Source organism: Sphingopyxis sp. YF1 (assembly GCF_022701295.1).
GTDB lineage: Bacteria > Pseudomonadota > Alphaproteobacteria > Sphingomonadales > Sphingomonadaceae > Sphingopyxis.
This window is the reverse complement of the sequence record NZ_CP033204.1, coordinates 3,515,622-3,542,316: the sequence shown is the minus strand read 5'-3', so window position 1 is coordinate 3,542,316 and position 26,695 is coordinate 3,515,622. Positions and strand designations below refer to the sequence as shown.

General features: G+C 68.9%; 19 protein-coding genes. 8 read left to right on the top strand and 11 right to left on the bottom strand.

Features of this window, described 5'->3' with window-relative positions:
- Positions 1–155: 155 nt before the first annotated feature.
- Positions 156–1,022 carry an oxygenase MpaB family protein gene (locus tag EAO27_RS17110; protein WP_242772186.1) on the bottom strand — a complete coding sequence of 289 codons (867 nt, stop codon included), beginning with the start codon at positions 1,020–1,022 and terminating at the stop codon, positions 156–158.
- An 88-nt stretch (positions 1,023–1,110) separates the two neighbouring features.
- On the opposite strand from EAO27_RS17110, the gene EAO27_RS17105 reads away from it, so the two are divergent.
- On the top strand, positions 1,111–2,322 hold the full coding sequence (locus EAO27_RS17105) for an acyl-CoA dehydrogenase family protein (protein ID WP_242772176.1): 1,212 nt from the start codon (positions 1,111–1,113) through the stop codon (positions 2,320–2,322).
- A 142-nt stretch (positions 2,323–2,464) separates the two neighbouring features.
- On the opposite strand, the gene EAO27_RS17100 is transcribed toward EAO27_RS17105, so the two are convergent.
- Both EAO27_RS17100 and EAO27_RS17095 read right to left on the bottom strand, forming a co-directional pair.
- Positions 2,465–3,556 (bottom strand): acyl-CoA dehydrogenase family protein, encoded by a 1,092-nt coding sequence (locus tag EAO27_RS17100; protein WP_242772173.1) that lies wholly within the window; start codon positions 3,554–3,556, stop codon positions 2,465–2,467.
- Positions 3,557–3,588: 32 nt separating this feature from the next.
- Complete coding sequence (locus EAO27_RS17095) at positions 3,589–4,236, bottom strand: TetR family transcriptional regulator (RefSeq protein WP_242772171.1); 648 nt, start codon at positions 4,234–4,236, stop codon at positions 3,589–3,591.
- 118 nt (positions 4,237–4,354) lie between these two features.
- On the opposite strand from EAO27_RS17095, the gene EAO27_RS17090 reads away from it, so the two are divergent.
- The 4 genes from EAO27_RS17090 to EAO27_RS17075 all read left to right on the top strand — a co-directional run bounded on the left by EAO27_RS17090 (position 4,355) and on the right by EAO27_RS17075 (position 14,214).
- Positions 4,355–6,838, top strand: a complete 2,484-nt coding sequence (locus tag EAO27_RS17090; protein WP_242772169.1) for a TonB-dependent receptor — start codon at positions 4,355–4,357, stop codon at positions 6,836–6,838.
- Positions 6,839–7,016: 178 nt separating this feature from the next.
- A complete protein-coding gene (locus EAO27_RS17085) occupies positions 7,017–8,318 on the top strand; it encodes a hypothetical protein (protein ID WP_347567088.1) in 1,302 nt (433 codons plus the stop codon).
- 160 nt (positions 8,319–8,478) lie between these two features.
- Positions 8,479–13,203 (top strand): NAD-glutamate dehydrogenase domain-containing protein, encoded by a 4,725-nt coding sequence (locus EAO27_RS17080; RefSeq protein ID WP_242772167.1) that lies wholly within the window; start codon positions 8,479–8,481, stop codon positions 13,201–13,203.
- Positions 13,204–13,350: 147 nt separating this feature from the next.
- A complete protein-coding gene (locus EAO27_RS17075) occupies positions 13,351–14,214 on the top strand; it encodes a hypothetical protein (protein WP_242772165.1) in 864 nt (287 codons plus the stop codon).
- Positions 14,215–14,244: 30 nt separating this feature from the next.
- On the opposite strand, the gene EAO27_RS17070 is transcribed toward EAO27_RS17075, so the two are convergent.
- Positions 14,245–14,475, bottom strand: coding sequence for a ribbon-helix-helix domain-containing protein (locus tag EAO27_RS17070; RefSeq protein ID WP_242772163.1), 231 nt, complete (start codon positions 14,473–14,475; stop codon positions 14,245–14,247).
- Positions 14,476–14,608: 133 nt separating this feature from the next.
- Here EAO27_RS17070 and EAO27_RS17065 point away from each other — a divergent pair, with 133 nt between their 5' ends.
- The gene (locus EAO27_RS17065) at positions 14,609–15,352 is read left to right on the top strand and encodes a DUF4019 domain-containing protein (protein WP_242772161.1); all 744 of its coding nucleotides are present in this window, start codon (positions 14,609–14,611) and stop codon (positions 15,350–15,352) included.
- 291 nt (positions 15,353–15,643) lie between these two features.
- Here the strand turns inward: EAO27_RS17065 and phbB are convergent, their stop codons facing one another.
- From phbB to EAO27_RS17030, 7 genes are all read right to left on the bottom strand, one after another.
- Positions 15,644–16,366, bottom strand: a complete 723-nt coding sequence (phbB, locus tag EAO27_RS17060; RefSeq protein ID WP_242772158.1) for an acetoacetyl-CoA reductase — start codon at positions 16,364–16,366, stop codon at positions 15,644–15,646.
- A 102-nt stretch (positions 16,367–16,468) separates the two neighbouring features.
- Entirely contained in the window at positions 16,469–18,286 is a 1,818-nt protein-coding gene (locus EAO27_RS17055; protein ID WP_242772155.1) for a DUF1963 domain-containing protein, read from the bottom strand.
- Between the two features lie 334 nt (positions 18,287–18,620).
- The gene (hemH, locus tag EAO27_RS17050; protein ID WP_242772152.1) at positions 18,621–19,616 is read right to left on the bottom strand and encodes a ferrochelatase; all 996 of its coding nucleotides are present in this window, start codon (positions 19,614–19,616) and stop codon (positions 18,621–18,623) included.
- On the bottom strand, positions 19,613–21,901 hold the full coding sequence (locus EAO27_RS17045) for a molybdopterin cofactor-binding domain-containing protein (RefSeq protein ID WP_242772136.1): 2,289 nt from the start codon (positions 21,899–21,901) through the stop codon (positions 19,613–19,615). The genes hemH and EAO27_RS17045 overlap by 4 nt, the downstream gene beginning before the upstream one ends.
- An 89-nt stretch (positions 21,902–21,990) precedes the next feature.
- Positions 21,991–22,596: a hypothetical protein gene (locus EAO27_RS17040; RefSeq protein WP_242772133.1), complete on the bottom strand. Its 606-nt coding sequence runs from the start codon at positions 22,594–22,596 to the stop codon at positions 21,991–21,993.
- Positions 22,597–23,067: 471 nt separating this feature from the next.
- Complete coding sequence (locus EAO27_RS17035) at positions 23,068–23,493, bottom strand: CoA-binding protein (protein WP_242772116.1); 426 nt, start codon at positions 23,491–23,493, stop codon at positions 23,068–23,070.
- A gap of 31 nt (positions 23,494–23,524) precedes the next feature.
- Complete coding sequence (locus EAO27_RS17030) at positions 23,525–24,499, bottom strand: Mrp/NBP35 family ATP-binding protein (protein ID WP_242772105.1); 975 nt, start codon at positions 24,497–24,499, stop codon at positions 23,525–23,527.
- A gap of 91 nt (positions 24,500–24,590) precedes the next feature.
- On the opposite strand from EAO27_RS17030, the gene EAO27_RS17025 reads away from it, so the two are divergent.
- Positions 24,591–25,769: a protease modulator HflK gene (locus EAO27_RS17025; RefSeq protein ID WP_242772103.1), complete on the top strand. Its 1,179-nt coding sequence runs from the start codon at positions 24,591–24,593 to the stop codon at positions 25,767–25,769.
- Positions 25,769–26,620, top strand: coding sequence for a protease modulator HflC (locus EAO27_RS17020; protein ID WP_242772094.1), 852 nt, complete (start codon positions 25,769–25,771; stop codon positions 26,618–26,620). The genes EAO27_RS17025 and EAO27_RS17020 overlap by 1 nt, the downstream gene beginning before the upstream one ends.
- Positions 26,621–26,695 lie beyond the last annotated feature (75 nt).

Sequence of the window (26,695 nt, the reverse complement as noted above, 5' to 3'; positions counted from 1 at the left end):
TCACATCCTGTTATGTGCTTCCCTATCCTCCCTGCGGCGAAGCCGTGGGGAGGGGGACCATCCGAAGGATGGTGGAGGGGCTGTGACGGCAGCGCCATCGCCCCTCCGTCAGCGCTTCGCGCTGCCACCTCCCCATGGCTTTGCCACAGGGAGGATCAATCCGCGCGCTGACCCTGACGCCAGGCGGTATCGCCGGGCAGGCCGAGGCGCAAGGCGGCCTGCCACGCGGGTGACGCGGGATCCTTGCGACGCTCGGCGAGCTTGCCCATCGCCTTGACCATGATCCGGTCGCGCAGGCCGAGATCATGTTCGGGACCGAGCGTGAGCCGCTGGCGCACCACCGGCGGCAGCAGCGACACTGCGGCGCGCGCGAGCGCCTTGTGCAGGAAGCGCGGCACCGTCGGTGCGGCGCGGCCCGAGCGGATGATGTCGAGAAATTCCTCGTTGATCGGGTGCGATTCGAAGCGCGGCAGCAGCGCGTCCATCATCGCGAGGAATTCGGCCTCGGACTTGGGCGCGTGCGTCACGCCGTAGAGCGCGGCGACGGGTTCGCCCTCGGCCCAGAAACGCGCCTGATCGGCGGGCGAAAGCGGCCGCACGAAACGGTGATAGGCGGTGAGGAAACCATATTGGGCGGTGGCATAGACCCAGTTCAGAAGCTCGGGGTCGAGCGCCGAATAGGCCTCCCCCTTCGGCGTTTCGCCCGACACCCTGGCGTGCATGCGATTGACCCCGCCGATGACGCGGCGTGCGGCGCTGGCGGGGCCATAGACGCCGACCATCGCCGCCATGCCGGTGCGCTGCGAGCGGCCGATCGGGTCGACCTTGTAGATCGAATGATCCCACACCCCCGAACGGATGCGCGCGTCGGCGAATTCGAGCAGCACCGCCGCGACCCCGCCGACCGCCATCGCGATCGGGTTCTTGAAGACGCGCCACTGGACCGATGTCGGCGCGAGCAGCGCGGCCTCGCCCGCGGGTTTGGTAAAGTCGATCGCCATCGCGGGCGGTGGATTGCTCATGCGGTTCATGCCGATCGTCTTCCGTCGCAATTGACCCTGTCGCAAAAGTTGTTATCAGGATTGATAATTCAATGCAACGGACGAGACGATGGACCTGAACTGGAGCGCCGAAGAAGAGAATTTCGCGGCGGAGATACGCGAGCTGCTGGCTGGGGCGCTGACCCCCGGCCTGCGCGCGGGGGCCGAAGGGGCGACGAGCGTCTATCCCGACCATCATGTCTCGATGGACTGGCAGGCGCGGCTGCATGCCGAGGGGCTCGCCGCGCCGCACTGGCTGCCCGAACATGGCGGGCGCGACTGGACCCCGGCAGAGTTCTACCTCTACGCTCGCGAACGCGCGCGCGCCGGGGCGCCGGCGCTGTCGCCGATGGGCATCCACATGGTCGCGCATGTCATCGCCGCCTTCGGCACGCCCGAGCAGAAGGAATATTTCCTGCCGCGCATCCTGACCGGCGAGGTGTTTTTCTGTCAGGGCTATTCGGAACCCGGCGCGGGGTCGGACCTTGCCGCGCTCCAGATGAGCGCGGTGCCCGACGGCGACGATTATGTGCTCAACGGGTCAAAGATCTGGACGACGCATGCGGGCGAGGCGAACTGGATCTTCTGCCTCGTGCGTACGTCGAAGCACGAGCGGCCGCAGCAGGGGATCACCTTCCTGCTCGTGCCGATGGACCAGCCGGGGGTGACGGTGCGCCCGCTGACGATGATCTCGGGCGAGACGATCCAGGCCGAGGTCTTCTTCGACGATGCGCGGTCGGCGCGAAGCAACGTGATCGGCGAGGAGGGGCGCGGCTGGACGGTCGCCAAATATCTGCTCGAATTCGAACGCGGCGGGTCGGCGCATGCGCCCGCGCTGGCGATGCGCGTCGACGCGCTCGCCCGGCAGGCGCGGGAAACGATGGCGGGCGATCCGGTCTTCGCGCACAAGCTCGCGAAGGCGCGCATCCGCGTCGACATCCTCGAGATGATCGAGCTCAAACTGCTGTCGGGCGCGGGGCAGGGCGAGAGCGTCGGCGTGATGGCGTCGATGCTCAAGATCCTGTCGACCGAACTCGCGCAGCACATCACCGAACTCGCGCTCGAGGCGGCGGGCCCCGCGGGACTGGCGTTCCAGCCGCATGCGGGCATGCCGGGCGCCGACGTGCCCGCGCACGAGCCGCCCGCCGACGGACATGTCACCGGCGCGGCATGGCAGGCGGTCGCGCCGCTGCGCTATTTCAACGAACGTGCGGGGTCGATCTACGCGGGGTCGAACGAGATCCAGCGGAATATCCTGGCGAAGGCGGTGCTGGGATTGTGACCCTTTCATCCTCCCTGTCGCGAAGCGATGGGGAGGGGGACCGTCGCCGAAGGCGATGGTGGAGGGGCCGGCAACGTCGCGCCATTGCCCCTCCGTCAGCGCTCCGCGCTGCCACCTCCCCATGGCTTCGCCACAGGGAGGATCAGGAAGCCATCGCCGCCGCATAGCGCGCGACATGAAAATCGCTCGTCCCCAGCCTTTGCCCGATCGCGGTCGCCCGCTTGAAATAATGACCGACGCGCAGCTCCTCGGTCATCCCCATCGCGCCGTGGAGCTGCACCGCTTCCTGTCCGATCGTGCGCAGCGCGTCGCCGATCGTCGCCTTGGCGGCAGCGGTCGCCTGTGCGTCGCCGGGCTTGAGCGCCGCGAGCATCGCCGCGGCGGAAATCGCCTCGCGCAGCATCAGCATGTCGACCATGCGGTGCTGGAGCGCCTGAAAGCTCGACAGCGTCGCGCCGAACTGGCGGCGCTGCTTGGCGTAGAGCAGGGTGTCGTCGAGCAGCACGCGTGCGAGCCCGGCCGCCTCGGCGGACAGCGCGGCGATGGCGGCGTCGATCGCCGCCTGCAACGCCGCCTCGCCATCGCTCCCGCATCCGATTTCGGCGGCGCCGTCGATCCACAGCCCGTCGAGGTCGATGTCGGCCGCGGGCATGTCGTCGATCGTCCAATAGGGTTGCAGCCGGCCCGCCAGCGACGCCGCGGGGACAAGGAACAGGCGCAGGTCATCTTCGCCGTCGCGCGCCGGGACGACGATATGGTCGGCCTCGGCTGCGAAGCCGACCGCGATCTTGCGGCCGGTCAGCGTCCATCCGTCATCGGCGCGCGCCGCGCGCGCCGCGATCGCGCCGATGTCGCCGCGCGTCGCGGCTTCCTCGATCGCGGTGACGATAAGCGCTTCGCCGCGCGCGATCGCGGCGGCGCGTGCCGTTTCGTCCAGCGCCAGCAGCAGGCCGGCGGTCAGGACGTGGCAATCGATATAGGGGGTCACCGCGAGCGCGGCGCCGAGCTCCTCGGCAACGATCATCGCCGCGACGCGGCCGCCGCCGAAGCCGCCGACATCGCCGGGCAGCGCCGCCGCGCCGATCCCGATCGCCGCGTCGGCGGTGCGCCAGAGCGCGAGCTGCGCGCCTGCGTCGCGCATCGCCCGGCGTTTTTCGAACGGCAGTTGCTGGGTCAGGAAACGCGCGAGCGAGTCGCGCAGCAGGCGTTGGTCGTCGTCGAGTTCGAGCTTCATGCCCGGGGCTATGCGCCCGCGGGCCTTAATTATCAAGTCTGATAATTTTTGACCAGTCCCGCGAGCAAGGTTTCGACCGTATGCTGGCGATAGCGGGCATGGAGGTCATCGTCGGCGTGCGGCTTGCCCTTGAACACCACCTGCAGGGTGAGGCGGTTCGAATAGAGGCCGTCCGCCGCGCCGATCGTGTTGAAGTAGAAAAGCTTGGGATCGACAGGGTGGAATTCGCCCGCGGCGATGCCCTCCTCGATGATCCGCGCCTGTGCCCCCGCGATTTTCGACAGCAGTTCGTCGCCGATGTGGCGGACGCGCTCGGGCTCGGCGTCGCGGACCATATACTGGATCAGGCGGTTGAGGTACGGGATGCGGTAATAGGTGTCGAGGATGCCCTCAAGATGGATGCGCATCCGTTCGGTGGGGGCGACCGCCAGCCGGAACAGCGCGTCGAGCTGGCGGATCGCGCGGATGACGTCGCGATCGAGCAGCGCCGCGAGCATGCCTTCCTTGTCGCCGAAATAATAGCGGATCATGCCGTGGTTGACCCCGGCGCGCGCGGCGATCTCGACGATGCCGATGTCGATCTTGTCCTGTTCGCGCATAAGCGCGCTCGCGGCATCCAGCAACGCGTCGCGAATCGATCCGCGCGTCCGGGTTTCCGCCTTTGCTGCTCGGGTGGCCATTGTCGCTCCTTGCGCCCGAAAGACCATTGTTGCCTGCAAAATGCAAATGCTGGTTGCAATATCTATCATGACTGATAACTATCACCTCTGATAATAAGCTTCATCAGGGAGAGTGATCATGGCGGTTGGGGTGCGTGCAATGGGTCTGGCCGGCGTGGCGCTGGCGGCGGTGCTGGCAAGCCAGCCGGCGATGGCGCAAACGGGGGCCGGGGAAGCGCCCGCCGCGGCGAAGGCCGATCCGGCCGACGACGGCGCGATCGTCGTGACCGCGCAGCGCCGGGCCGAGAGCATCAACGACGTCGGGCTCGCGATCCAGGCCTTTTCGGGCGACACGCTGAAGGACCTGCGCGTCACCTCGACCGAGGATCTGCAGGCGGTGGTGCCCAGCCTCAATGTCTCGCGCGGCTATCAGGGCATCCCGATCTACACGCTGCGCGGGATCGGCTTCAACACCATCAACCTGTCGGCAACCTCGACCGTCGGCACCTATCAGGACGAGGTCGCGCTCGCCTATCCCTTCATGAACAGCGGCCCGGTCTACGACCTCGAACGCGTCGAGGTGCTGAAGGGCCCGCAGGGCACGCTCTACGGGCGCAACACCACCGGCGGGCTGGTCAACTTCATCAGCGCCAAGCCCAAATTCGGCACCTTCGCGGGCGGCGTGACGGTCGAGGCGGGGAGCGAGAAGACGCTCAACAGCGAGGGCTATCTGAACATCCCCGTCGGCGATGCGGTGGCGATCCGCGCCGCCTTCCGCACCGAGGACAGCTGGGACGGCTGGCAGAAGAGCGTCTCGCGCGACGAGGATCTGGGCGAGGTGCACCGCTATGGCGGCCGCCTCACGCTGACCGCCGAGCCGGTCGACGGCATGAAGATCGAGCTGGCGGGCAATTTCTGGATCAACAAGTCGGACACGCTCGCGGGGCAGGCGGTGGGCTTCACCCCGAACACCGATCCGGCGAACGGCACGATCTTCAGCCTGTTCAACGCGGCGGGGCTGCCCGCCTATGTCGCGGCGAACAAGGACAAATGGGATTCGGGCAGCGCCGACTGGGCTCCGCTCTCGCAGCGCGGCCCGAACATCGGTCGCGGCACCGGCATCGACGGCCCGCTTCAGGAAGACAGTGACTTCCTCGGGCTGCGCGGGCTGATCCAGTTCGACCTGACGAGCGATCTGAGCTTCATCTCGCTCACCGGCTACAACAAGGTCAACCGCGACGCGACCTACGACTGGAGCGGTGCACCCTATGAAATCCTGATCCAGCGCGCGCAGGGCAAGATCGAGAGTTTCTCGCAGGAACTGCGTTTCCAGGGCTCGACCGGCCCCGCCGAATGGGTCGTCGGCGGCTATTATGCCAAGGATGTCGTCAGCGACACCAACCAGACCTTGCTCGGCCAGAACGCCAATGTCGGTGCGATCCGCGCGCTGGTCCTCCAGCTCGGCCTCCTGAACACGCCGTTCAACAGCCAGGGCTTCACCGCCGCCGACGTCGCGACGGCCTTTCGCACCTATCGCGACGTTGCGGATTTCGACACCGAAACCTTCAGCCTGTTCGCCAGCGCCGACTGGGAATTGTCCGAAACGCTCAAGCTGACGACGGGGGTGCGCTATACCGAGGACCGGCAGGAATATCAGGGCTGCTCGCGCGATCTGAACGGCTCGATGCTGCCCAACGTCAACCTCTTCAACCGCGCCTTCTTCTTCCAGGTCTATGGCGCCTTCACCGCGCCGATCACCGAAAACCAGTGCAACACCTACGACGTCGATACCGGTACCTTCGGGCTTGTCACCTCGGACCTCAAGGAAGACAATGTCGCCTGGCGCGGCGCGCTGACGTGGGAACCGACCGACGACACGCTCGTCTATGCCTCGGTCAGCCGCGGCTACAAGTCGGGCTCGACCCCGGTCAACGCCGCGAACATCGCGACGCAGAACCGCCCGGCGCGACAGGAACAGCTCACCGCCTATGAACTCGGCACCAAGCTGGCGCTCGCCGACCGCAAGGTGAACCTCAACCTCGCCGCCTTCTATTATGATTATCGCGACAAGCAGCTCGCGGTCTATTTCGCCGACCCGATCTACACGACGCTGCTCCGCCTCGACAACATCCCCAAGTCGCGCGCCTACGGCCTCGACGGCGACGTCAGCATCCAGGCGACCGACAGCCTGAACGTCACGCTCGCGGGGACCTGGCTCAAGACCGAGATCCAGGGCTATGTCGGGATCAACGCCGCGGGCGCGCCGTTCGACTTCGACGGTTTCGCTTTCCCCTACAGCCCCAAATTCTCGGGTTCGGCGACGATCACCTACGACACGTCGGTCGGCGATACGCTCGGGCTGCGCGCGATCGTCAACGGCCGCTACCAGTCGAAGACCGGCAGCACGATCGAGGATTTCGCGCCGCTCGAGATCAAGGGCTACGGCATATTGAACGCCAGCCTCGCGCTCTACGAGCAGGACGGCCAGTGGGAGGTGTCGGTCTGGGGCAAGAATATCACCGACACCTATTATTGGCAGTCGGCGGCGACCAACGCGAACACCGCCGTGCGCTTCCCCGGCCGCGCGCCCTCCTATGGGGTAAGTGCGAAGGTGAATTTCTAGGCGTCCAGGCCCCGCCCCGCCGTGCGTCGGCGGGGCGGGGTGGATGCCTTCCCCGGCTCTGCACGCTGCTGCGTGCCGGAGATACTCCCGCGCTGTAACCCACCGCATCCCGCATCGTTTACGCCGCCTTTACCGTTCCCGGTGCACAAGATTCGCCGATGTTTGCGACTGGGGACATATGATGGACAGCATGCGCGGGCTGCTTTCGGGCAGTCACGACCAGGGCGATGGCGCGATCGATGCGCCGCCGGTCGTCGGCGTCGACGAACGCCGGATGCAGGTGCGGGCCTATAACCACTGGGCCTCGCTGCTCGCCGATCGCGCTTACCCCTCGGTCGAGGATCTCGACCTCGACCGTGCCGGCGACTTCGGTCCCTATTCGGTGCTGCTCGATTTCACCCAGGGAATCGAAAATCCCGCCATCGCCTTTCTCGGAGACCAGCTGCGCGCCGAATCGCGGATCGACGACGACGTCCACTATATTGCGCAGGTGCCGGGGCGGTCGCTGCTGTCGCGGCTGACCGACCATTATCTCCAGATCATCGCCAACCGTGCGCCGATCGGCTTCGAGGCCGAATATGAGAGCGACCGCGGCCAGACGATCATGTATCGCGGCATCCTGCTGCCCTTCTCGTCCGACGACGACACGATCGACTTCATCATGGGGGTGATCAACTGGAAGGAAGTGGCGCCCGCCGAACAGGAAGCCGAATTGCAGCTGTCGGTCGAGCAGGCGCTGCGCAGCGCCGCGCCGCTGACCGCGCCGGTGCCGGTGTGGGCCGACGGCCCGGGCGAGCATGGCGAGGACGATCCTGCACCCGGTTTCGCCGCGCTGGCGGCGCTCGACGACGGCGCCGACGCGGTGGTGCCCGACACCGGGGCGGGGCTCGCCGACTGGCTTGCCGCCGCACGCGAAACCGCCGAACGGGCGCTCGCCGCCGACAGCCGCAGCCGCAGCGCGCTCTATCAGGCGGTCGGCAAGGCTTGGGATTTCGCGCTCGCCGCCGAGGCGCAGCCCGAAGAATTCGCCGATCTGCTCGCCGATGCCGGGCTGAAGGCGCAGGCGCGCGCGCCGATGACGCCGCTGGTCAAGCTGGTTTTCGGCGCGACCTACGACAAGACCCGCCTTGCCGAATATGCCTGCGCGCTGGCGCATGCGCGCGAAACGGGGCTGGAGCGCGGGGCGCTTGCGCCCTATCTCGACGCCTATCCGGGCGGGCTCAAGGGGTTGGTCCGCGACGAACGCGCAAAGCGCCGGCCCGCCGCCGCGAAGCCCGACGGCGGCGCGTCGCTCGGCACGCTGCGCGCGGCGCAGCCGGCGCTGGTCCTCGAACATGATGCGGGCGACGCCGAATTCGTCGTGCTGATCGCGCGCGCGATGCCCGGCGGGCATATCGGCATCGTCGCCAAGGCGGCCGACGAACCCGCGCTCGTGGCGCGGCTTGCCCGCGGCGCCCATCTGATCGCGCCGGGCGCCTGAGCGCGGCTGCGTAACAGACAATCCGAAACTTGAAATAATTTTACGCGCGCGTTTCGCGGGGTCTTGAGCCGCGCGCGCGGCAGGCGCATAGGGGCGGACAGCGAACGGGCCAGCCGATCGTGGCAAGGGTCCGTCGTCCCGCTACTGGATGCGCCCACCCATGCCCAAAAAAGATTCCGACGTCGCCGACAGCCCCGCACAGGAGGCGCCGGCACCCGCGGCCGTTCCCGCAAAACTGACCAAGGCCTATGTCACCGCGCTGCGCGGCAGCGCGCTGCCCGGCGAGGATGACGATCTTCACGCCGCGGCGCTTGCCGACGCCGGCGAATTCGCGGCGCGCGCGTCGCTCGACCGCAAGGCGGGCAAGCCCTCGCTCTTGCTCGAACCGATGGTTGCCGACGGTACCGACCGCCGCATGCGGCTCGCGGTGATCAACGACGACATGCCCTTCCTCGTCGATTCGGTGTCGCAGATCGTCGGGGCGCAGGGCCTTGCGGTGCACCGCATCCTTCACCCCGTCGTCTCCGCGGCGCGCGACGCATCGGGTCATCTGACCGCGGTCGAACCCGCGCGTCCCGGCGCCGTCGATCGCGAATCGGTGATCTACATGGAGCTCGAGCGTGGCGACGCGCGCGCGCGCCGGCGCCTGCTCGACGGCCTCGAAGCCGCGCTCGCCGACGTGCGCGCCGCGGTGACCGACTGGAAGGCGATGCGCGCCGCGATGCTCGCCGATGCCGCGATGCGCGCCGACGGCGAAGGCGCCGAGCTCCTGCGCTGGTTCGAGGGCGGGGCGATGACCCAGCTCGGCCACGAATGGCGGACGCGCGCCGGCAAGGCGCAGGATGCGCTCGGCATCGCGCGGTCCTCGTCGAGCGACCTCCTGTCGCCCGCCGGGCTCGAAGCGGCCTTTGCCTGGTTCGACAAGGGACGCGCGGCGCCGCTGCTGATCAAGTCGAACCGGCTGTCGTCGGTGCATCGCCGCGTGCTGCTCGACCTCGTCGTCGTTCCCGAAATGAAGGGCAAGAACGTCGAGCGGCTGTCGATCCACGCCGGCCTGTGGACCAGCGCGGCGCTGTCGACGCCGACCGCGAAGGTGCCGGTGCTGCGCGCGCAGCTCGACGCGCTGATGACGAAATTCGGCTTCGACCCCGCGGGCCACGCCGGCAAGGCGCTGGCGCATGCGCTGACCGCGCTGCCGCACGACCTGCTGATCGCCTTCGATGCGCAATCGCTCGAGGATCTTGTCCTCACCTCGATGTCGATCACCGACCGCCCGCGGCCGAAGCTGGTGATGGTGCGCAGCGCGCTGGGGCGGCATCTGTTCGCCTTTGTCTGGCTGCCGCGTGACGAGGTGTCGACCGGGCGCCGGCTCGCGGTCGAATCGCTGCTCGTTCGCGAAGCGCAGGCGGGGGTGATCGGCTGGACGATGGTGCTCGAGGACGGCGGCGCGGCGTTGCTGCGCTTCACGCTCGACCTGCGCAGCGGCGGGGTCGTGCCCGACGCGGCAAAGCTCAACGCGCAGCTCGAACAGATGGTGCGCGGCTGGCAGCCTGAGGTCGAGGCGGCGCTGGCGAAGCGCGGCGATGCGGGCCGCGCGGCGGCACTGACCGCGCGCTTCGCGCCGCTCCTTCCCACCAATTACCGCAATCTCTATGACCCCGAGGAAGCAGCGCGCGACATATTGCGTCTGCGCGACCTCGACGCCGACCGCCCGCGCAGCGTGCGTCTGGCGAAAAAGAGCCTCGACGGCGACGATCTGCTGCGGCTCAAGGTCTACAGCGCGGCGGGGCCGCTCGCGCTGTCCGACGTGGTGCCCGCGCTCGAACACTTCGGTTTCGAGGTGCTCGAGGAAATTCCGACGACGCTGGGTGCCTATCGCGCGCCGGGGGCCGAGGAAGAGGCGGCCGAGCGGCCTGCGGTGATCCACGACTTCACGCTGCGCGTGCCCGCCAATGTCGACGAGACCGCGCTGCTGCCGCACGTCGGGGTGATCGAGGGCGCGATCGAGGCGGTGCTGGACGGCAAGGCCGAAAATGACGCGTTCAACGAACTGGTCATCGTGACGCAGACCGATCCGCAGGCGATCGTGTGGCTGCGCGCCTGGTTCCGTTACATGCGGCAGGGCGGGTCGAGCTACGGCATGGACACGGTGGTCGCGGCGCTGCGCCACGCCCCCGACCTGACCGCGGCGCTGGTCGAGCGCTTCTGCGCGCTGCACGATCCCAGGAAGCAGGACGCCGACCGCGCGGCCTATCTCGACAGCGAGATCCAGGCGGGCTTCGCGGGGATCAAGTCGATCGACGACGACCGCATCCTGCGGCTGTTCCACGCGGTGATCGGCGCGACGCTGCGCACCAACGCCTTCGCCCCCGCCGCGGCCGAGGCGCTGGCGTTCAAGATCGATTCGAGCCTCGTCCCCGGCCTGCCCAAGCCGCTACCCTGGCGCGAAGTGTGGGTCTATTCGCCGCGCGTCGAGGGCACCCACCTGCGCGCCGGCCCCGTCGCGCGCGGCGGGCTGCGCTGGTCCGACCGCCGCGACGACTTCCGCACCGAGATCCTTGGCCTCATGAAGGCGCAGCGCGTCAAGAACGCCGTGATCGTGCCGACCGGCGCGAAGGGCGGCTTCTATCCGAAGGCGCTGCCCGATGCGTCGCTCGACCGCGACGCCTGGTTCGCCGAGGGCACCGAATGCTATCGCATCTTCATCCGCTCTTTGCTGTCGATCACCGACAATCTGGTCGGCGGCAAGGTCGTCCATCCGAAGGGCGTGGTGATCCGCGACGGCGACGATCCCTATTTCGTCGTCGCCGCCGACAAGGGCACCGCGACCTTCTCCGACGTCGCCAATGCGCTGGCGATGGAGCGCGACTTCTGGCTCGGCGACGCTTTTGCGAGCGGCGGGTCGAAAGGCTATGACCACAAGGGCATGGGCATCACCGCGCGCGGGGCGTGGGTGTCGGTCCAGCGTCACTTTGCCGAAATGGGCGTCGACGTGCAAACCGACAGCATCCGTGTCGTCGGCTGCGGTGACATGTCGGGCGACGTGTTCGGCAACGGCATGCTGCTGTCGAAGGCGATCCAGCTCAACGCGGCGTTCGACCATCGCCACATCTTCCTCGACCCCAACCCCGATCCGGCGAAGAGCTGGAAGGAGCGCGACCGTCTGTTCAATCTGCCGCGGTCGAGCTGGGACGATTATGACCGGAAACTGATCTCGAAGGGCGGCGGGGTGTTCCCGCGCAGCCAGAAGAGCATCCCGCTGACCCCCGAGGTCCAGGCGATGCTCGGGCTGTCGGTCGACGAGATCGATCCGGTCGGGCTGATCTCGGCGATCCTCAAGGCCCCCGCCGACCTGCTCTGGTTCGGCGGCATCGGCACCTATGTGAAGGCCGCGAGCCAGAACAATGCCGAGGTCGGCGATCCCGCCAACGACGCGCTGCGCGTCGATGCCGAGGATCTGCGCGTGCGCGCGGTCGGCGAGGGCGCGAACCTCGGCGTCACGCAGGCGGCGCGCATCGCCTTTGCGATGAAGGGCGGGCGGATCAACGCCGACTTCGTCGACAACAGCGCGGGCGTCGACTGTTCGGACAACGAGGTCAACATCAAGATCGCGCTCAACCGCGAGATGGCCGAAGGGCGGCTCAGCCAGGAGGACCGCGACGCGCTGCTCGTGCGGATGACCGACAATGTCGGCGCGCTCGTGCTCGAGGACAACCGGCTCCAGGCGCTCGCGCTGTCGATCGCCGAAAAGGGTGGATCGGCGGCGGTGCCGTCGCTGGTGCGGATCATGGAGACGTTCGAGGCATCGGGCCGGCTCGACCGCAAGGTCGAGGGGCTGGCGGCGAACGACGAGCTCTTGCGCCGCGCCGCCGAGGGCCGCGGGCTGACGCGCCCCGAACTCGCGGTGCTGCTCGCGACCGCGAAGCTCGCGCTGCAGGACGCGATCGAGCATAGCGACCTCGCCGACGATCCGGCACTCGCGGGCGACCTCGCGGCGGCCTTCCCCGACGAGATGCAGCGCGATTTCGCCGGTGCGATCGCCGATCACCAGCTGCGCCGCGAGATCATCGCGACCAAGCTCGCCAACCGCATCGTCAACCGCATGGGGGTCGTCCACCCGTTCGAACTGGTCGAGGAGGAAGGCTGCTCGCTCGGCGACGTCGCCGCGGCGTTCGTCGCGGTCGAACGGCTGATCGAGATGAAGGCGATCTGGGCGTCGCTCGACAGCGCCAGGATCGACGAATCGGTTCGACTGTCGCTGTTTTCGCAGGCCGCGTCGGCGATGACCTCGCAGATGGCCGACCTGCTCCGCCTGTCGCCGAACACGGTGCAGCCGGGGCCGATCGTCGCGCGGCTCGAACCCGGCGTCGACCGGCTCACCGCGGGGGTCGACGCGCTGCTCAGCCCGTCGGTCCGGCGCCAGTGGGACATGCTGTCGCAGCAATTGCTCGACGCGGGCGCGCCCGAGGCGTTGGCCGCGTCGGTCGTCCGCCTGTTCAAGACCGACGGCGCGATCGGCATCGTCGACCTCGCCGAACGGCGCGGCGACGACGAGATCGCGGTGACGCGCGCCTTCACCCATCTGGGTGAGGCGCTCGGGCTCGACTGGGCGCAGACGCTGGCGGCGCACATGAGCCCGACCGATCCGTGGGAACGGCTGCTGGTGAACAGCCTCGCGCGCGATTTCCAGCAGATGCGGCTGGGTTTCCTCGCGGGGCTCAAGGGCGGCGATCTCGACGCCGCGGTGACCGGATGGCTCGCCGAGCATGCGGCGCGCGTCGCGCAGTTCCGCGCGACGGTCGACCGTGCGCGGACGATCCCGAACCCGAACGGCGCGATGCTCTCGCACCTCGCCGGCCAGGCGCGCGCGCTGCTGGGACGGTAATCATCGCGTCCATCATCTCGTCATGGCGACCCTGGCAAAAGCCGGGGGAAGCAATCCGGAGTGGTACACGCCACTCTGGATTGCCGCGTCGCCCCGATCGAGCCCGGGGCTCCTCGCAAGGACGGGTTTGAGAAGGTGAAGTAGCAGATGCCCTTTCAACCCCGCGTCGCGATCCTCGTCCCGGCGCCCGATTATTACGAGAAGTGGCAGCCCGCCTTCGCGCGCAAGGCGGCGGCGCTTGCAGGCGCAGGGCTGGCGGTCGAGCAAAGGGTCTGGGGCGACCCCGGTGACCTGTCGGGTTTCGACCTGATCCTGCCGCTCTTCGCCTGGGGCTATCAGCGCGACGTCGTGCGCTGGTACGCGCTACTCGACCGGCTGGAGGCCGAGGCGCTGCCGGTGGTCAATCCGGTGCCGGTGCTGCGCTGGAACAGCGACAAGGCCTATCTCGGCGAACTGGCGGCCGGGGGCGTCGCGGTGGTGCCGACGGTCGAGGTCGCGGCGCTCGATGCGGCCGCGCTGGCCGGTGCGCGCATGACGCTCGGCGCCGACGAGCTGGTGGTCAAGCCCGCGATCTCGGGCGGTGCCGACGGCACGCACCGCATCGCGGCCGGTGCGGACATTCCCGCCGATGCGCTGGGCGAGCGGCGACTGCTCCAGCCGCTGATGCCGGGGATCCTCGCCGACGGCGAATTTTCGCTCTTCTTCTTCGCGGGCCGGTTCAGCCACGCCATCGTCAAGCGCCCCGCGGCGGGCGATTTTCGCGTCCAGGAACAGTTCGGCGGGTGCGAGACCGCGTGGGACGCGAGCGATGAAGCGCAGACGCTCGCCGCTGCGGCGCTGGCGGCGGCACCCGCCGCGCCCGTCTATGCCCGCGTCGACATGGTCGGCGATGCGGCGGGCGTGCTGCACATCATGGAACTCGAGCTGATCGAGCCCTCGCTGTTCCTGCACTTCGCCGAGGACAAGGGCGCAGCGTTCGGCTTCGCGGTGGCGGGCGCGATCAACCGATAGTCCTCGCTGTGGCGCAGCCCATGGGGAGGATCAATGGCGCCCCCGCCACAACCACTGCCGGATCGCCGAGGTCAGGTTCGGCGGATCCTCCGCCTCCATTCTTTCGACGTCGATGCGTGCCACCAGCGCGTTGATGGGGAGCGCCTGCCGCACGGCCTCGGCTTCGAGCGCGTCCCAGAAGACCGGTTCGAGGCTGATCGAGGTCGGGTGGCCGGCGATCGTCACCGAGCGCTTGACCGGGGGGTGATAGGGATATGGCACGGCCCGGGTTTATCGCGCGCTCCGTGCGGGGGGTACGATTAATTTGGGGGTGACCGCGATTCGGGCGGATCCTAAACCCCGGTCGCAGGAACGTCGCCTTCGCGGGGGCAGCGGACAAGGGATTTGACGGGTGATGACGGGAATCGAGGCGCTCACCGAAAAGGAGAAGGAGACGCTGCGCCTGCTCGTCAGCGGCCACGACGCCAAGTCGATGGCGACCCTCCTCGGGCTGTCGGTGCACACGGTCAACGAGCGGCTGCGCGACGCGCGGCGCAAGCTGGCGGTGTCGAGCAGTCGCGAGGCGGCGCGGCAGTTGCGCGCGAGCGAGGACCGGGCCCCCGAAATATTGGGGGACAAGGCTTTGGGGGAAGCCGCGGCCGCCCCGGGCGTGGAAGAGACGACGGCATCTGCCGGGACGCGCCGCATGGGGCGGCCGTCCGGCTGGATTGCCGGAGGTCTCATCATGTCATTGGCTCTTGCCCTGTTCGCTTTCGTTTCCCTGTCGGGGAGCGCCGATACGCCCGCCGCGGCGCCCGCGACCGCGCCCGCCGAAAGCCCCGCGGTCGCCGCGGCGCGGGGGTGGCTCGTGCTGGTCGACAGGGGCGACTGGAACGGAAGCTGGGAGGCGACCGGGCAGGCGTTCAAGGCGCTCAACACCGCGGAGACCTGGGCACGCGTGGCGCGGCAGGTGCAGGGGCCGATGGGGGCGGTGAAGTCGCGTGTGCTGCTGAGCGAAGAAACGGTACCCGCGCCGCCCTATGGCTATCAGATGGTCAAGTTCCGCACCGACTATGCGAACAAGACGGGGGTGATCGAGACGCTCTCGCTGGTGCGCGAGGGCGGAAGCTGGCGCGTCGTGGGGGTGACGGTGGAATAGGTCGCTGTTCCACGGTCGGTCAGAGATTTGACGTTACCCTCTTCTCCGTCCGTGCTGAGCTTGTCGAAGCACCGTTCTTCCTTTCGACGTCGCGAGGAAAGAACGGCGCTTCGACTGGCTCAGGGCGAACGGGTTTGTAAGTCATATGCTATCGGCGACGGCAAAGCCCTCGCCCTGACGTCAGACGGGGCCGGACGGCCCTATCGGGCCGTGCCGGTGGCTGCCGTTTCGCGGCACCGGCGCCCAACGCGTCATTCGCTGCGCGAACGCCTTGTTAAGCGCCTCCCTGGCTCAATACATATGCTGCCCGCCGTTGATCGACATCGTCGATCCGGTCACGAACCCCGCATCCTCGCTGCACAGAAAGGCGACGCCGCGCGCGATTTCGTCGGCCTGGCCGAGCCGCCCGACGGGGATTTTCGCGACGATCTTTTCGAGCACCGGCGCGGGCACGGCGGCGACCATGTCGGTGTCGATATAGCCCGGGGCGATCGCGTTCACCGTGACGCCCTTCTTGGCGCCTTCCTGCGCCAGCGCCTTGGTAAAGCCGTGGATGCCCGATTTGGCGGCGGCGTAATTGACCTGGCCGTACTGGCCCGCCTGGCCGTTGATCGATCCGATGTTGACGATCCGGCCCCAGCCGCGCTCGACCATGCCGGGAAAGCACGCCTTCGCCATGTTGAAACAGCCGCCGAGGTTGATGCGCATCACGTCGTTCCAGTCCTCGAAGCTCATCCGCGCGAGGGTGCCGTCGCGGGTGATGCCCGCGTTGTTGACGACGATGTCGATCGGGCCGACTTCGGCGGCGACGCGCGCGCAACCCTCGAGGCAGGCCTCATGGTCGCCGACGTCCCATTTATACGCCGCGATGCCGGTGCGTTCGGTGAATTCGCGCGCGCGATCGTCGTTGCCGCCATAATTGGCGACCACCGTGGCGCCCGCTTCCTTGAGCTTCAGGGAGATGGCTTCCCCGATGCCGCGGCTGCCACCGGTAACGATTGCGATTCGTGCCATATTCACTCTCCCACAGGGTCGGTTCGCCCCTGATTAGGGCGCGCGCGGGAGGGCCGCAAGTTGACCGTTACGTCAATCGGACGGGCCGCCGCGGGGGGCCCGTCAGCTGCCGAACTGGACGAGCGGACGGTCCCAGCGCCCGGCGGCGAGGTCGGCCTTGCGCATCGTCAGCACCAGGGGATCGGTGTCGCCGAAACTCCAGCTCATCAGCCCGCTCGACGGCAGCTCGAGCAGCGTCGCGTGGCTGTCGGCGTCATAGTCGCGGACGTAGCGCTGCGGGACGTGGCCGATGCCCGGCATTTCGCGCGCGGCGAGTTCGCGCGCCCAGGGTTCGAAGCGCGCACGCGCCGCCGCCGGCAGCGCGGCGGGATCGGCGGCATAGGCATGTTTGGCATGGTCGAACCAGATCGCCAGATAGTCGTGGACCCACAGCGGCGCGTCGGGATGATGTTCGGTGAGCGGCAGCGTCAAGCGCTCGACCAGCTCGGTGCCGGGGCGGCCTTCGGGGTCGGGCTTGCGGTTGACCTTGGTCCAGCGGATCGCGCGCAGCGCTTCCATCACCGCAGCGGCGTCGGAAGCCGAAAAGGACAGGCGCCCGGCGCTGTCGCGGACGATCGCGACGATCTCTTCGGCGCGTGCGCGCGCCTCGCGGTTCGCCGCGCGCGCGGCATCGGTCGCGGCGTGGAGCGCGTCGAGCGTATCGCGCATCGCCACCAGCCCCTCGCGGCCGAGCGGGTCCCTGGTGCCGGCATCGTGCTGCGCCAGCCGGCGCTCGACGCTCGCGCGCTGGGTGTCGATCGGCGACGGGCCGTCGACCTCGCGCCAGAAACGCTCGATGCGCATCGCGAGGATGTCGACCATCGCGCGCATCAGCGCCCAGTCGAAGGGATGGAAGGCGGGGTCGGCGATGTCGTATCCCGCGCGATGGAGGCGATGCGCGGGATCGTCGTCATCGCCGGGTGCGTCGTCCGCCGCGCCGGGGGCCTCCGGCCCGACCGCGACCAGGTCGACCGGCCATTCGGGAAAGGCGTGGCGCGTGAAGGGCATCAGGTCGCCGAAGCGCAGCCCGCCCGCTGGGGCGAAAAAGCTGCCGCCCGCGTCCGGCGGGTGCGGCGGGTCCATCGGCTCGCCATCCTCGGAGACCGGAACGACCGCGATGTCGCCGTCGCGCGGATGGATGAAGAAGGCGAGGCTGCCCTGCCGCGGGCCGAGCCCGTCCCACAGGTCGCGCGGCAGATCGGCGCACGCGATCTGGCCGAGGAAGTCCCCTGGAACCTCGCGGATTTCGGGCCAGCGCGCGCCGGGGTCGAGCCGTGGGCGCCCGCCGAGCCAGCTCGTCCGGGCCTCGTCGGTGCGCGGCGGGATCTGCGCAACCAGGCGCACCGCGGCGCCGCCGCTGCCGCGCGCCTCGATCCGGTCGGCTTCGCGCACCACCCCGGTCGCCATCGCGTCGAGCATCGCACCGATCGTTGCGCGGCCGCCTTCGTCCGGTGCCGTGGAGCGTGGCGGCGCGGCGGGCGCGTCGCGTTCGGCGACGAGGGTCTCGCCGGCAAAGGCATGGGCCGCGGGGATGACGGCCGGTCCCGGGCTGGGCTGGGGTGCCGCCGGTTCGGGGGGCGGCGCGGCGAGGGTTTCGGGCGCCGGTGCCGCCTTGCCGCTGATCCGCGCAAGGCGCGCGGCGGAGATTTCGGCCGGCGCATCGAGCGCGGGGTTGCGGCGCGGCAGCCGCGGCGGTTTCTCGCCTGCGCTGCGCGAACCCGACGATCGCGTCGGCCATCGCGGCAGCCGGAACGACGACAGCGAAGACAGCGAAAAGGGCACCGACGGCCCGCGGCGGGCGCGCCACACGAAGAAGACGATCGCAAGATAGGCGAATGTCACCGCGCCGAGCGTCAGCATTGCGGTTCCGACTTCACTCATCCCGACCTCCTCGAACGGCGCGGCGCAGGCCGCGGCACGCGGCGACGAGCCTAAACAAAGAGGTTAAACAGGAGGTAAGCGACGGAAGCGAGGGGGCGGGTATCGACCGATAGAAGACAGATATCCTCCCCATGGCTTCGCCACAGGGAGGATTTAGATATCCGCCAACGACCGGTCCTTGCCGTGCCCCGGCGAAAGCCGGGGCCCAGAGCAGAACTACGCAACGCTGACTTTCTAACGCCCTGGGCCCCGGCTTTCGCCGGGGGACAAACTGAGAGCAAACGTCCGCTTCCCACGCCAAAGCCGCCGCCCGGTCCGCGCCCTGCCTTGCCGCCTACACCCACCCCGCCAGTTCGCGGCGGAGCAATGCTTCGAGCATCGCGAGGCCGGGCTCGCTGTCGTTCAGGCAGGGGAGGTAGGCGAAATGCGTGCCCCCTGCGGCGATGAATTGCTCCTGGCCGCGGATCGCCAGTTCCTCGAGCGTTTCGAGGCAGTCGGCGGCGAAGCCGGGGGCGAAGATCGCGAGCTTTTTCCCTTCGCGGCCGAACTGTTCGAGCATCGTGTCGGTCGCGGGTTCGAGCCATTTGGCGCGGCCGAAGCGCGACTGGAAGGCGGTTTCGACCGGACGTCCGAGCGCGTCGGCGAGCAGGCGCGCGGTCTTGAGGCACTGGCAATGATAGGGGTCGCCGAGGTGCAGCGTGCGTTCGGGCATGCCGTGGAAGCTCGCGACGAGCGTATCGGGGACGAAGTCGAGCGCGGCGAGCCCCGCTTCGACCGACGCCTTGAGCGCGCCGATATAGAGCGGGTCGTCGGGATAGGGCGGCAGGAAGCGCAGCGCTGGCTGCCAGCGCAGCGTCGCCAGATGCGCGGTCGCGGCGTCGGTGACCGTCGCCGTCGTCGCGGCGCAATATTGCGGATAGAGCGGCGCGATCAGGATACGGCGGCACCCCGCGGCGAGCATCGTATCGAGCGTCGCGGGAATCGCGGGCCGGCCGTAGCGCATCGCATGCGCGACGATCACCGCATCGCCGAACGCCGCCTGCAAGGCCGCCGCCTGCCGCCGCGTGATCGCGGCGAGCGGCGAACCCTCGTCGGTCCACACTTGGGCGTAGGCGTGCGCCGATTTCTTCGGCCGCGTCGGCAGGATCAGCCCGCGCAGGATCGGCTGCCAGACGAGCCGCGGGATTTCGACGACGCGCGGGTCGGAAAGAAATTCGGCGAGATAGCGGCGCACCGACGGCGCGTCGGGCGCGTCGGGGGTGCCGAGGTTGACGAGCAGCACGCCGATGCGCGGCGCGGCGACCGCGGGATGATCGTCGGGGCGGGTCATGCGGGATCGGCCGTCAGCGGCAGGCGGCGGATGCGGCGCCCGGTCGCGGCATAGAGCGCGTTCGCGATCGCGGGGGCGACGACGGGGACGCCGATCTCGCCCAGTCCGCCGGGATCGCGGTCGCTTTCGACGAATTCGACCACGATCTCGGGTGACTGCGACAGGCGCGGCAGGCCGAGCTGGCCCAGCTTGCGCGCGGTCGCGACCCCGCCGTCATAATCGGTGGTCGCGCTGGCCGCGGCGGCGAGGCCGAAGATCAGCCCGCCCTCGATCTGCTGGCGCGCGATCGCCGGATTGACGAGGCGGCCGGCGTCGACGACCGCGACCAGTTGCTCGACCTGCAGTCCCTGTTCGCTCGGTCGCGCGGTCGCCATCAGCGCGATATGGCTGCCGCGCATGCTGTGGCAGGCAAGCCCCTGCGCCGATCCCGACAGCATGCCTTCCCACCCGCCGATGCTCGTCGCGGTGAGCAGGCAGCGCGCGAGCAGCGGCTGGTCGCCGAGCATCGCCATGCGGTACGACAGCGCGTCCATCTCCGCATACGCTGCCATCTCGTCGACAAAGCATTCGGTGAAGAAGGCGGTGTAGCTGTCGGCGTTGCCGCGCCAGCGCCCGGTCGGCAGGCCGATGTCGGCGGGGCAATGATCGACCGCGAGGTGCGGGATGGCATAGCCGCTCGCCGCGCCCTCGACCGCGACCGCGTCCGACGATCCCGCCGCGGCGCGCTGTGCGACGTCGGGGGGCGTGTTGGCGAACAGCCGGTCGCGAAATTCGTGCGTCGCCGGCGGGACCGCGATCCGCGCGACCAGCGCGTCGATGCCCCCCGCGGCGTTGAGCGTCGCGACCATCTTGGCGCGGGCGGGGGGGCGGGGAAGGTCGCGCATGATCTCCTCGGCGCGCGACCAGCACAGCTGGACCGGGCGCTTGACCTGCATCGCGACGATCGCCGCCTGCACCGCGACATTGTGGTCGAGGCAGGCGTCGAACGATCCGCCCGCCATCATCGGGAACAGCGTGACATCGCTTTCCGCCAGCCCGGCGCCGCGGGCGATCGCGGTGCGGCATTGCGCGGGCGCCTGCGTCGCGACCCAGACGCGCAGCCGGCCCTTGGCAAAGGCGGCGGTTGCGGTGCGTGTCTCGATCGGGGCGTGGAGCGCCGGTGCGACGCTGTATGTCGCCGAGATCCTGGTGCGCCCCGCCATCGCCGCGCCGACGTCGCCGCGGTGGACGATGCGGTGGCCGTCGGCCTTGATCGCGGCCTTCAGCGCGGTGTCGATGCGCTGCGAGGACACCGGTTCGCCCGCGGTCTCGAACACCGGCGCGAAGCGGTCGAGCGCGCGGTTCGCCGCCCACCAGTTGCGCGCGACCGCGGCGACCCAGCGTTCGTGCTCGACGACGTACAGCACCCCGGGCGCGGCGAGTCCCGCCTTGCGGTCGATGCCTTTCAGCCGCGTCGCGCCGAGCGGCCCCTGGCGGATCGCGGCATAGACCATGTCGGGCAGGCGGATGTCGCCCGCGAAATTGGCCGAGCCGTCGACCTTGGCGGGCAGGTCGAGCCGCGTGACCTCCTTGCCGTAGAGCGGGTCGGCGCTTGCGGCGCGATAGGCGGGCTCGGGCGGCGGTTCGAGCCGCGCGGCGGCAGCGGCGACCTCGGCGAAGCGCAACTTCTTCGCGCCGTGCACGACGAAGCCCTCCTGCGTGTCGCATTCCTCCCAGTTCGCGTCCCAGCGCCGCGCCGCGGCCATCATCAGCAACGCGCGCGCCTGCGCCGCGGCGTCGCGGCACGGCCCCTCGAACATGCGCACCGACGACGAATTGGCAGTCAGCATCACCGCGTGGCGCACTGCCCACTCGCGCCGCGCCCAGCCGCGCACGTCGGCGACGAAATCGGGCACCCCCGACCGCGGGGTAAAGGTGCCGGCGTCCTCGTCGACCAGCAGCGTATTGGTATAGAGCGGGCTGATCGGCGCGGTCTCGACCGCGACCGTGCGCCAGTCGGCGCCAAGCTCGTCGGCAATGATCTGGGGCAGCAACGTTGTCACCCCCTGCCCCATCTCGCACTGCGGAACGACGACGCTGACATGGCCGTCCTCGCCGATCTTGAGGAAGGCGTTGAAAATATGCTCGCGATCGGAGGCGGTCAGGTTGGGGGCATAGTCGCGCGGCCACAGCGACCAGGCGAGCGTCAGCCCCCCCGCCGCGGTCGCGCCGACGAGCAGCGACCGGCGGCCGATCGGCGGCCCGCGCCGCTTTTCCATCTCGATGCTGTCGCGAATGCCCGCCATCGCCGACGCTGATAAGCGGGGCGTCGAGGCGAGGCAAAGGCTTTCAGTTTGCCATCCTCCCCATGGCTACGCCACAGGGAGGATATTCCTTACCACCCCCACGGTGCGGGCGGGGGCGGGGTCACCGGGCGGTCCCACGAAAAGCCGACACGGAAATGGCGGTTTTCGCGGCGCAGTTCGTAAGCGAAGCCGAGCGGGGTCTGTTCGATCGCCCAGACATTAGTCGTCGACGCGCGGCGGCCGGTCCGCTCGAACAGCGCGATCGATTCGGCGTCGACCGGAAATTCCTGCCGCGTCGCGGTGCCGGGCGCTACGGTGTCGCCGCCATAGAGCGGGCGCTCGTCCGGGGTGCCATCGGCGTGGCGATGATCGTGCTTGAGGCGTAGGCCGGTCGCGGTGCGGGTGACGATCCAGGTGCGCGAGCGGTCCCAGCTGTCGTCGGGTCCCAGCCCGTCGATGTGGAAGGGGATTTCGATGCGGTGGGGGGTGCAATGGCGGATGTGCATCACCATCGCCTTGCCCTGCATGTCGGCGTCAGCGGCTTCGCTGGTTTCGATCTTGCCGGCATAGGCCTGTCCGCAGCGTTCGGCGAGCGCGGCGAAGAAGGCGTCCTGCGGGTTGGGCGGCGTCGCGGGCGTCGCGGCGCATCCGGCAAGGAGGGCGGCGGTGGCGAGGAGGGGGAGGGCGTGTTTCATCGCCCCTCTTCTGGAGGGAAATACCGGAAATCGAAAGGCCAGCGCAAAATATTGCCGATGACGCCCTCGCGAACGCGATCCAGCGCTGCCGGTTTCGGTCGGTTGTTGCAGTTCCATTTCCCGTCACCCTGGGCTTGATCCGGGGCCTGCCTTATCTTTGATCCGGCAGCGAAAGAAGGAAGGCGGGTCCCGGATCAAGTCCGGGATGACGAACGGCAGCAAGCGACCGGAAGCGGCCATTCTTCTCCCCTCCCGCTTGCGGGAGGGGTCGGGGGTGGGCAGCGGCGTCGCGATAGCCCACCCCGCTGCGGCTAGCCAGCAAGCTGGCAAGCCTCGCTGCCCCTCCCGCACGCGGGAGGGGAAACCGGTTCGTCGCTCAATCGGCAGCTCCCCACCCCAAAGACGACGTCAGCAGACGCCCGTGCGATCAACAGGATCGCGAAAATCCAAGGCGAAAATCCGAGCGCGTCCCTATCGGCGCAGCAGCCCCAGGCGCGGGATCTCGACCTTGGGACAGCGGTCCATGACGACGGTCAGCCCCGCCGCGTCGGCGCGCCGCGCCGCGGCCTCGTCGATCACCCCGATCTGCATCCACACCGCCTTTGCGCCATGGACGATCGCCTCGTCGACCGCGGCGCCGGCCTGGGCGCTGTTGCGAAAGATGTCGACGATCTCGGCGGCGGGTTCGACGTTGGCGAGCGTCGCGACGACGGGCGCGCCGTGGATGGTCGTCCCCGCGTGGCCGGGGTTGACCGCGATCACGTCGTGGCCCTGGCCGATCAGGAATGCGAGCACCTCGTTCGACGCGCGGGCCGGGTTGGGCGAAGCGCCGATCACCGCGATGCGGCGCGGGCTCGCGAGCAGGTCGCGAATTTCACCATCGTCGTTGATCGCCATATGTCCTCCCGTTGACGAGGGGGCGTCCGCCCTATTTCTTGCGCGCCTTGAGCCAGTCGGCGACCTTCGCCGCTATCGCGTGGAACGGCTCGCCCTGCGGGTCGGTTCCGGCCGCCGGCGGCACGCCGCCGTCGCTTGCGAGACGGATGCCCATCGACAGCGGGACGCGGCCGAGAAAATCGAGCCCCATCGTCTTCGCCGCCGCCTCGGCGCCGCCATGGCCGAAGGGATCGCTGAGTTCGCCGCAATGCGGGCAGGCGTAGCCCGCCATATTCTCGACCAGCCCGATCAGCGGCACGTCGGCCTGCTCGAAGAAAGCGATCGCGCGCGTCGCGTCCATCAGCGCAAGGTCCTGCGGGGTCGAAACGATCACCGCACCCGCGGGCTTGTGCTTCTGGATCATCGTCAGCTGGACGTCGCCGGTGCCGGGGGGTAGGTCGATGATCAGCGTGTCGATGTCGCCCCAGCTCGCGTCGACGAGCTGTTCGAGCGCGCGCCCGGCCATCGGCCCGCGCCAGGCGATCGCCTGGCCCGGGGCGGCGATCTGGCCGGTCGAGAGCATCGGTACGCCATAGGCGTTGGGGACGGGGGCGAGTTTCGATCCGCGTGCCTCGGGCTTGACGCCCTCGCTGTCCATCAGCCGCGGCTGCGACGGGCCATAGATGTCGGCGTCGACCAGTCCGACCTTCAGCCCGCGCCGCCGGAGCGCGACCGCAAGATTGGCGGCGAGCGTCGACTTGCCGACCCCGCCCTTGCCGCTGCCGACCGCGATCAGGGTCAGCCCCTTGCGTTCGGCGGTCATCGCGACGCGGACGCTGGTGACGCCGGGCCGTGCGAGCAGGCCGGCGCGCAGCTTCTCTTCGAGCGGGGCGCGGTCTTCGGCGGCAAGCCCGGTGACGTCGAGGACGATCGCGAGCGTGCCCGCCTCGTCGAGGAAGCGCAGGCCCGAGGTGCGGCCGCCGCTAAGGTCGGTCGCGATGCTGGCGAGGGGAGCGGTGTCGGTCATGTCCGGGGCAGATAGGCATGGCGGAGGCGATTGCCAGCCATTTTCGCGTACACCCCCTGTTATTCGACGCGCGCGTCCCTATAAAAGCTCCATGAGCAACGAGAATAGCGACGTTACGGGACGCCGCCCCCTTTCGGGTGTGCGGCATTTTTTCGGGTCGATCGTCCAGATGGCGAACAGCCCATGGGGCCCCAAGGGCGGCGACGACAGCGCCAGGGGAAGCGGCAGCGGCGGCGATGGCAAGAAGCCCGGCCCGCGCAATCCGTGGGTCAGCCCCGATCCGGTCGACATCAATCGCGGGCGCAAGCCGCGCGGTCCCTCGGCGCTCGACGAACTGCTGCGCAAGGGACGCGGCGGTTTCGGCGGCGGTGGCTCGGGCGGCGGCGGCGGCCAGATGAACCTGCCCGATTCGGCGAAGCTCTGGAAATGGGGCATCCTCGCGCTCGTGCTCGTCTGGGCGATCTTCTCCTCCTTCCACATCGTTCCCCCGGAAAAGGAGGGCGTCGTCACGCGCCTCGGCAGCTATTCGCGGACCGTCGGTCCCGGCGTCAAATTCACCTGGCCGGCGCCGATCGAGCGCATCAGGCTCGAGGACGTGCGTGCGATCCGTACCATGCCGATCGGCTCGCCCAACGCGACCGACGAGAATTTCGTGCTGACGCGCGACCAGAGCATCGTCGACCTTGCCTATGAGGTCCGCTGGTCGGTGCGCGATCCCGAACTCTTCTTCTTCCAGCTCGCCGATCCCGAAGGCACGATCCGCGAGGTCGCCGAAAGCGCGATGCGCGCGACGGTCGCCAATTTCGACCTCGTCCAGGCGATCGGCCCCGGCCGTGTCGAGATCGAGGCGCAGGTGCAGCAGCGCATGCAGGATCTGCTTGACCAGTATCGCGCCGGCGTGACCATCCAGGGCATCGCGATCCGCCAGGCCGATCCGCCGAGCCAGGTCGACGAGGCGTTCAAGGAGGTCACCGCGGCGCGGCAGGAACGCGAATCGGCGATCAACCTCGCGCGCGCCTATCAGCAGCAGGTGCTCGAACGCGCGCGCGGCGACACCGCGGCGTTCGACAAGATCTACGAACAATATAAGCTGGCTCCCGCGGTCACCCGCCAGCGTCTCTATTACGAGACGATGGAGCAGGTGCTGTCGAACGTCGACAAGACGATCGTCGAGGCGCGCGGCGTCACCCCCTATCTCCCGCTTCCCGAGGTGCAGCGCCGGATGAACACCACCCCCGCACCCGAAGCCGCGCCGAAGGGAGGCCAGTGATGTTCGAGAATATGACCCAGCGACCGATGCGCCTGCTGATCGGCGTCGTCGTCCTGCTCGTCATCCTGTCGCAGTCGCTCGCGATCGTGCCCGAGGACAAGCAGGCGCTGATCCTGCGCTTTGGCGAGATCGAACGCACGGTGAACCGCTACAAGCCGAAAGAGGATTTCGGCCGCTCGGGTGCCGGGCTCGTGCTGCGCGTGCCCTTCACCGACGGCATCCAGTTCATCGACAAGCGGATCCTCGGCGTGAACATGGAGCGGCAGCAGGTGCTGTCGACCGACCAGCAGCGGCTGCAGGTCGACGCCTTCGCGCGCTTCCGCATCACTAACCCGGTGCGCATGTACACGGCGATCCGGACCGAGGAGCGGCTGCAGCAGCAGCTCGCGACGATCCTCGGTTCGTCGCTGCGCAACGAGCTCGGCAAGCGCACCTTCGCGACCTTGCTGTCGGCCGAACGCGGCGCGGTGATGGACAATATCCAGGTCGCATTGAACCGCGAGGCGCAGAAATATGGCGCCGAGATCATCGACGTGCGGATCAAGCGCGCCGACCTGCCCGAGGGCGCGACGCTCGAGGCGGCGTACAACCGCATGCGCACCGCGCGCCAGCAGGAGGCGATCTCGATCCGCGCCGAGGGGCAGAAGGAAGCGCAGATCATTCGCGGCGCCGCCGACGGCGAAGCGGCGCGCATCTATGCCGAGAGCTTCGGCAAGGACGCCGACTTCTACGACTTCTACCGCGCGATGCAGAGCTACCGCCAGACCTTCCTGGGCGAGAACAACCAGGGCGGAACGTCGGTGATCCTGTCGCCGGACAATGAATATCTGCGCCGGTTCCGGGGGAATTGAGGCCGGCGGCCGGGCGGCGGATGAACAAGGGCTGTCATGGCCGTTCATGTTCAATCGCCGTTCAGCCTCCGCCGA

Coding starts and splice junctions, on each gene's coding strand:
- EAO27_RS17100 (WP_242772173.1), bottom strand. CDS start 3,556: ATGAAGCTCGAACTCGACGACGACCAACGCCTGCTGCGCGACTCGCTC.
- EAO27_RS17095 (WP_242772171.1), bottom strand. CDS start 4,236: ATGGCCACCCGAGCAGCAAAGGCGGAAACCCGGACGCGCGGATCGATT.
- EAO27_RS17045 (WP_242772136.1), bottom strand. CDS start 21,901: ATGGCGGGCATTCGCGACAGCATCGAGATGGAAAAGCGGCGCGGGCCG.
- EAO27_RS17080 (WP_242772167.1), top strand. CDS start 8,479: ATGCCCAAAAAAGATTCCGACGTCGCCGACAGCCCCGCACAGGAGGCG.
- EAO27_RS17090 (WP_242772169.1), top strand. CDS start 4,355: ATGGCGGTTGGGGTGCGTGCAATGGGTCTGGCCGGCGTGGCGCTGGCG.
- hemH (WP_242772152.1), bottom strand. CDS start 19,616: ATGACCCGCCCCGACGATCATCCCGCGGTCGCCGCGCCGCGCATCGGC.
- EAO27_RS17105 (WP_242772176.1), top strand. CDS start 1,111: ATGGACCTGAACTGGAGCGCCGAAGAAGAGAATTTCGCGGCGGAGATA.
- EAO27_RS17085 (WP_347567088.1), top strand. CDS start 7,017: ATGATGGACAGCATGCGCGGGCTGCTTTCGGGCAGTCACGACCAGGGC.
- phbB (WP_242772158.1), bottom strand. CDS start 16,366: ATGGCACGAATCGCAATCGTTACCGGTGGCAGCCGCGGCATCGGGGAA.
- EAO27_RS17065 (WP_242772161.1), top strand. CDS start 14,609: ATGACGGGAATCGAGGCGCTCACCGAAAAGGAGAAGGAGACGCTGCGC.
- EAO27_RS17025 (WP_242772103.1), top strand. CDS start 24,591: ATGAGCAACGAGAATAGCGACGTTACGGGACGCCGCCCCCTTTCGGGT.
- EAO27_RS17020 (WP_242772094.1), top strand. CDS start 25,769: ATGTTCGAGAATATGACCCAGCGACCGATGCGCCTGCTGATCGGCGTC.
- EAO27_RS17035 (WP_242772116.1), bottom strand. CDS start 23,493: ATGGCGATCAACGACGATGGTGAAATTCGCGACCTGCTCGCGAGCCCG.
- EAO27_RS17040 (WP_242772133.1), bottom strand. CDS start 22,596: ATGAAACACGCCCTCCCCCTCCTCGCCACCGCCGCCCTCCTTGCCGGA.
- EAO27_RS17030 (WP_242772105.1), bottom strand. CDS start 24,499: ATGACCGACACCGCTCCCCTCGCCAGCATCGCGACCGACCTTAGCGGC.
- EAO27_RS17075 (WP_242772165.1), top strand. CDS start 13,351: ATGCCCTTTCAACCCCGCGTCGCGATCCTCGTCCCGGCGCCCGATTAT.
- EAO27_RS17110 (WP_242772186.1), bottom strand. CDS start 1,022: ATGAGCAATCCACCGCCCGCGATGGCGATCGACTTTACCAAACCCGCG.
- EAO27_RS17055 (WP_242772155.1), bottom strand. CDS start 18,286: ATGAGTGAAGTCGGAACCGCAATGCTGACGCTCGGCGCGGTGACATTC.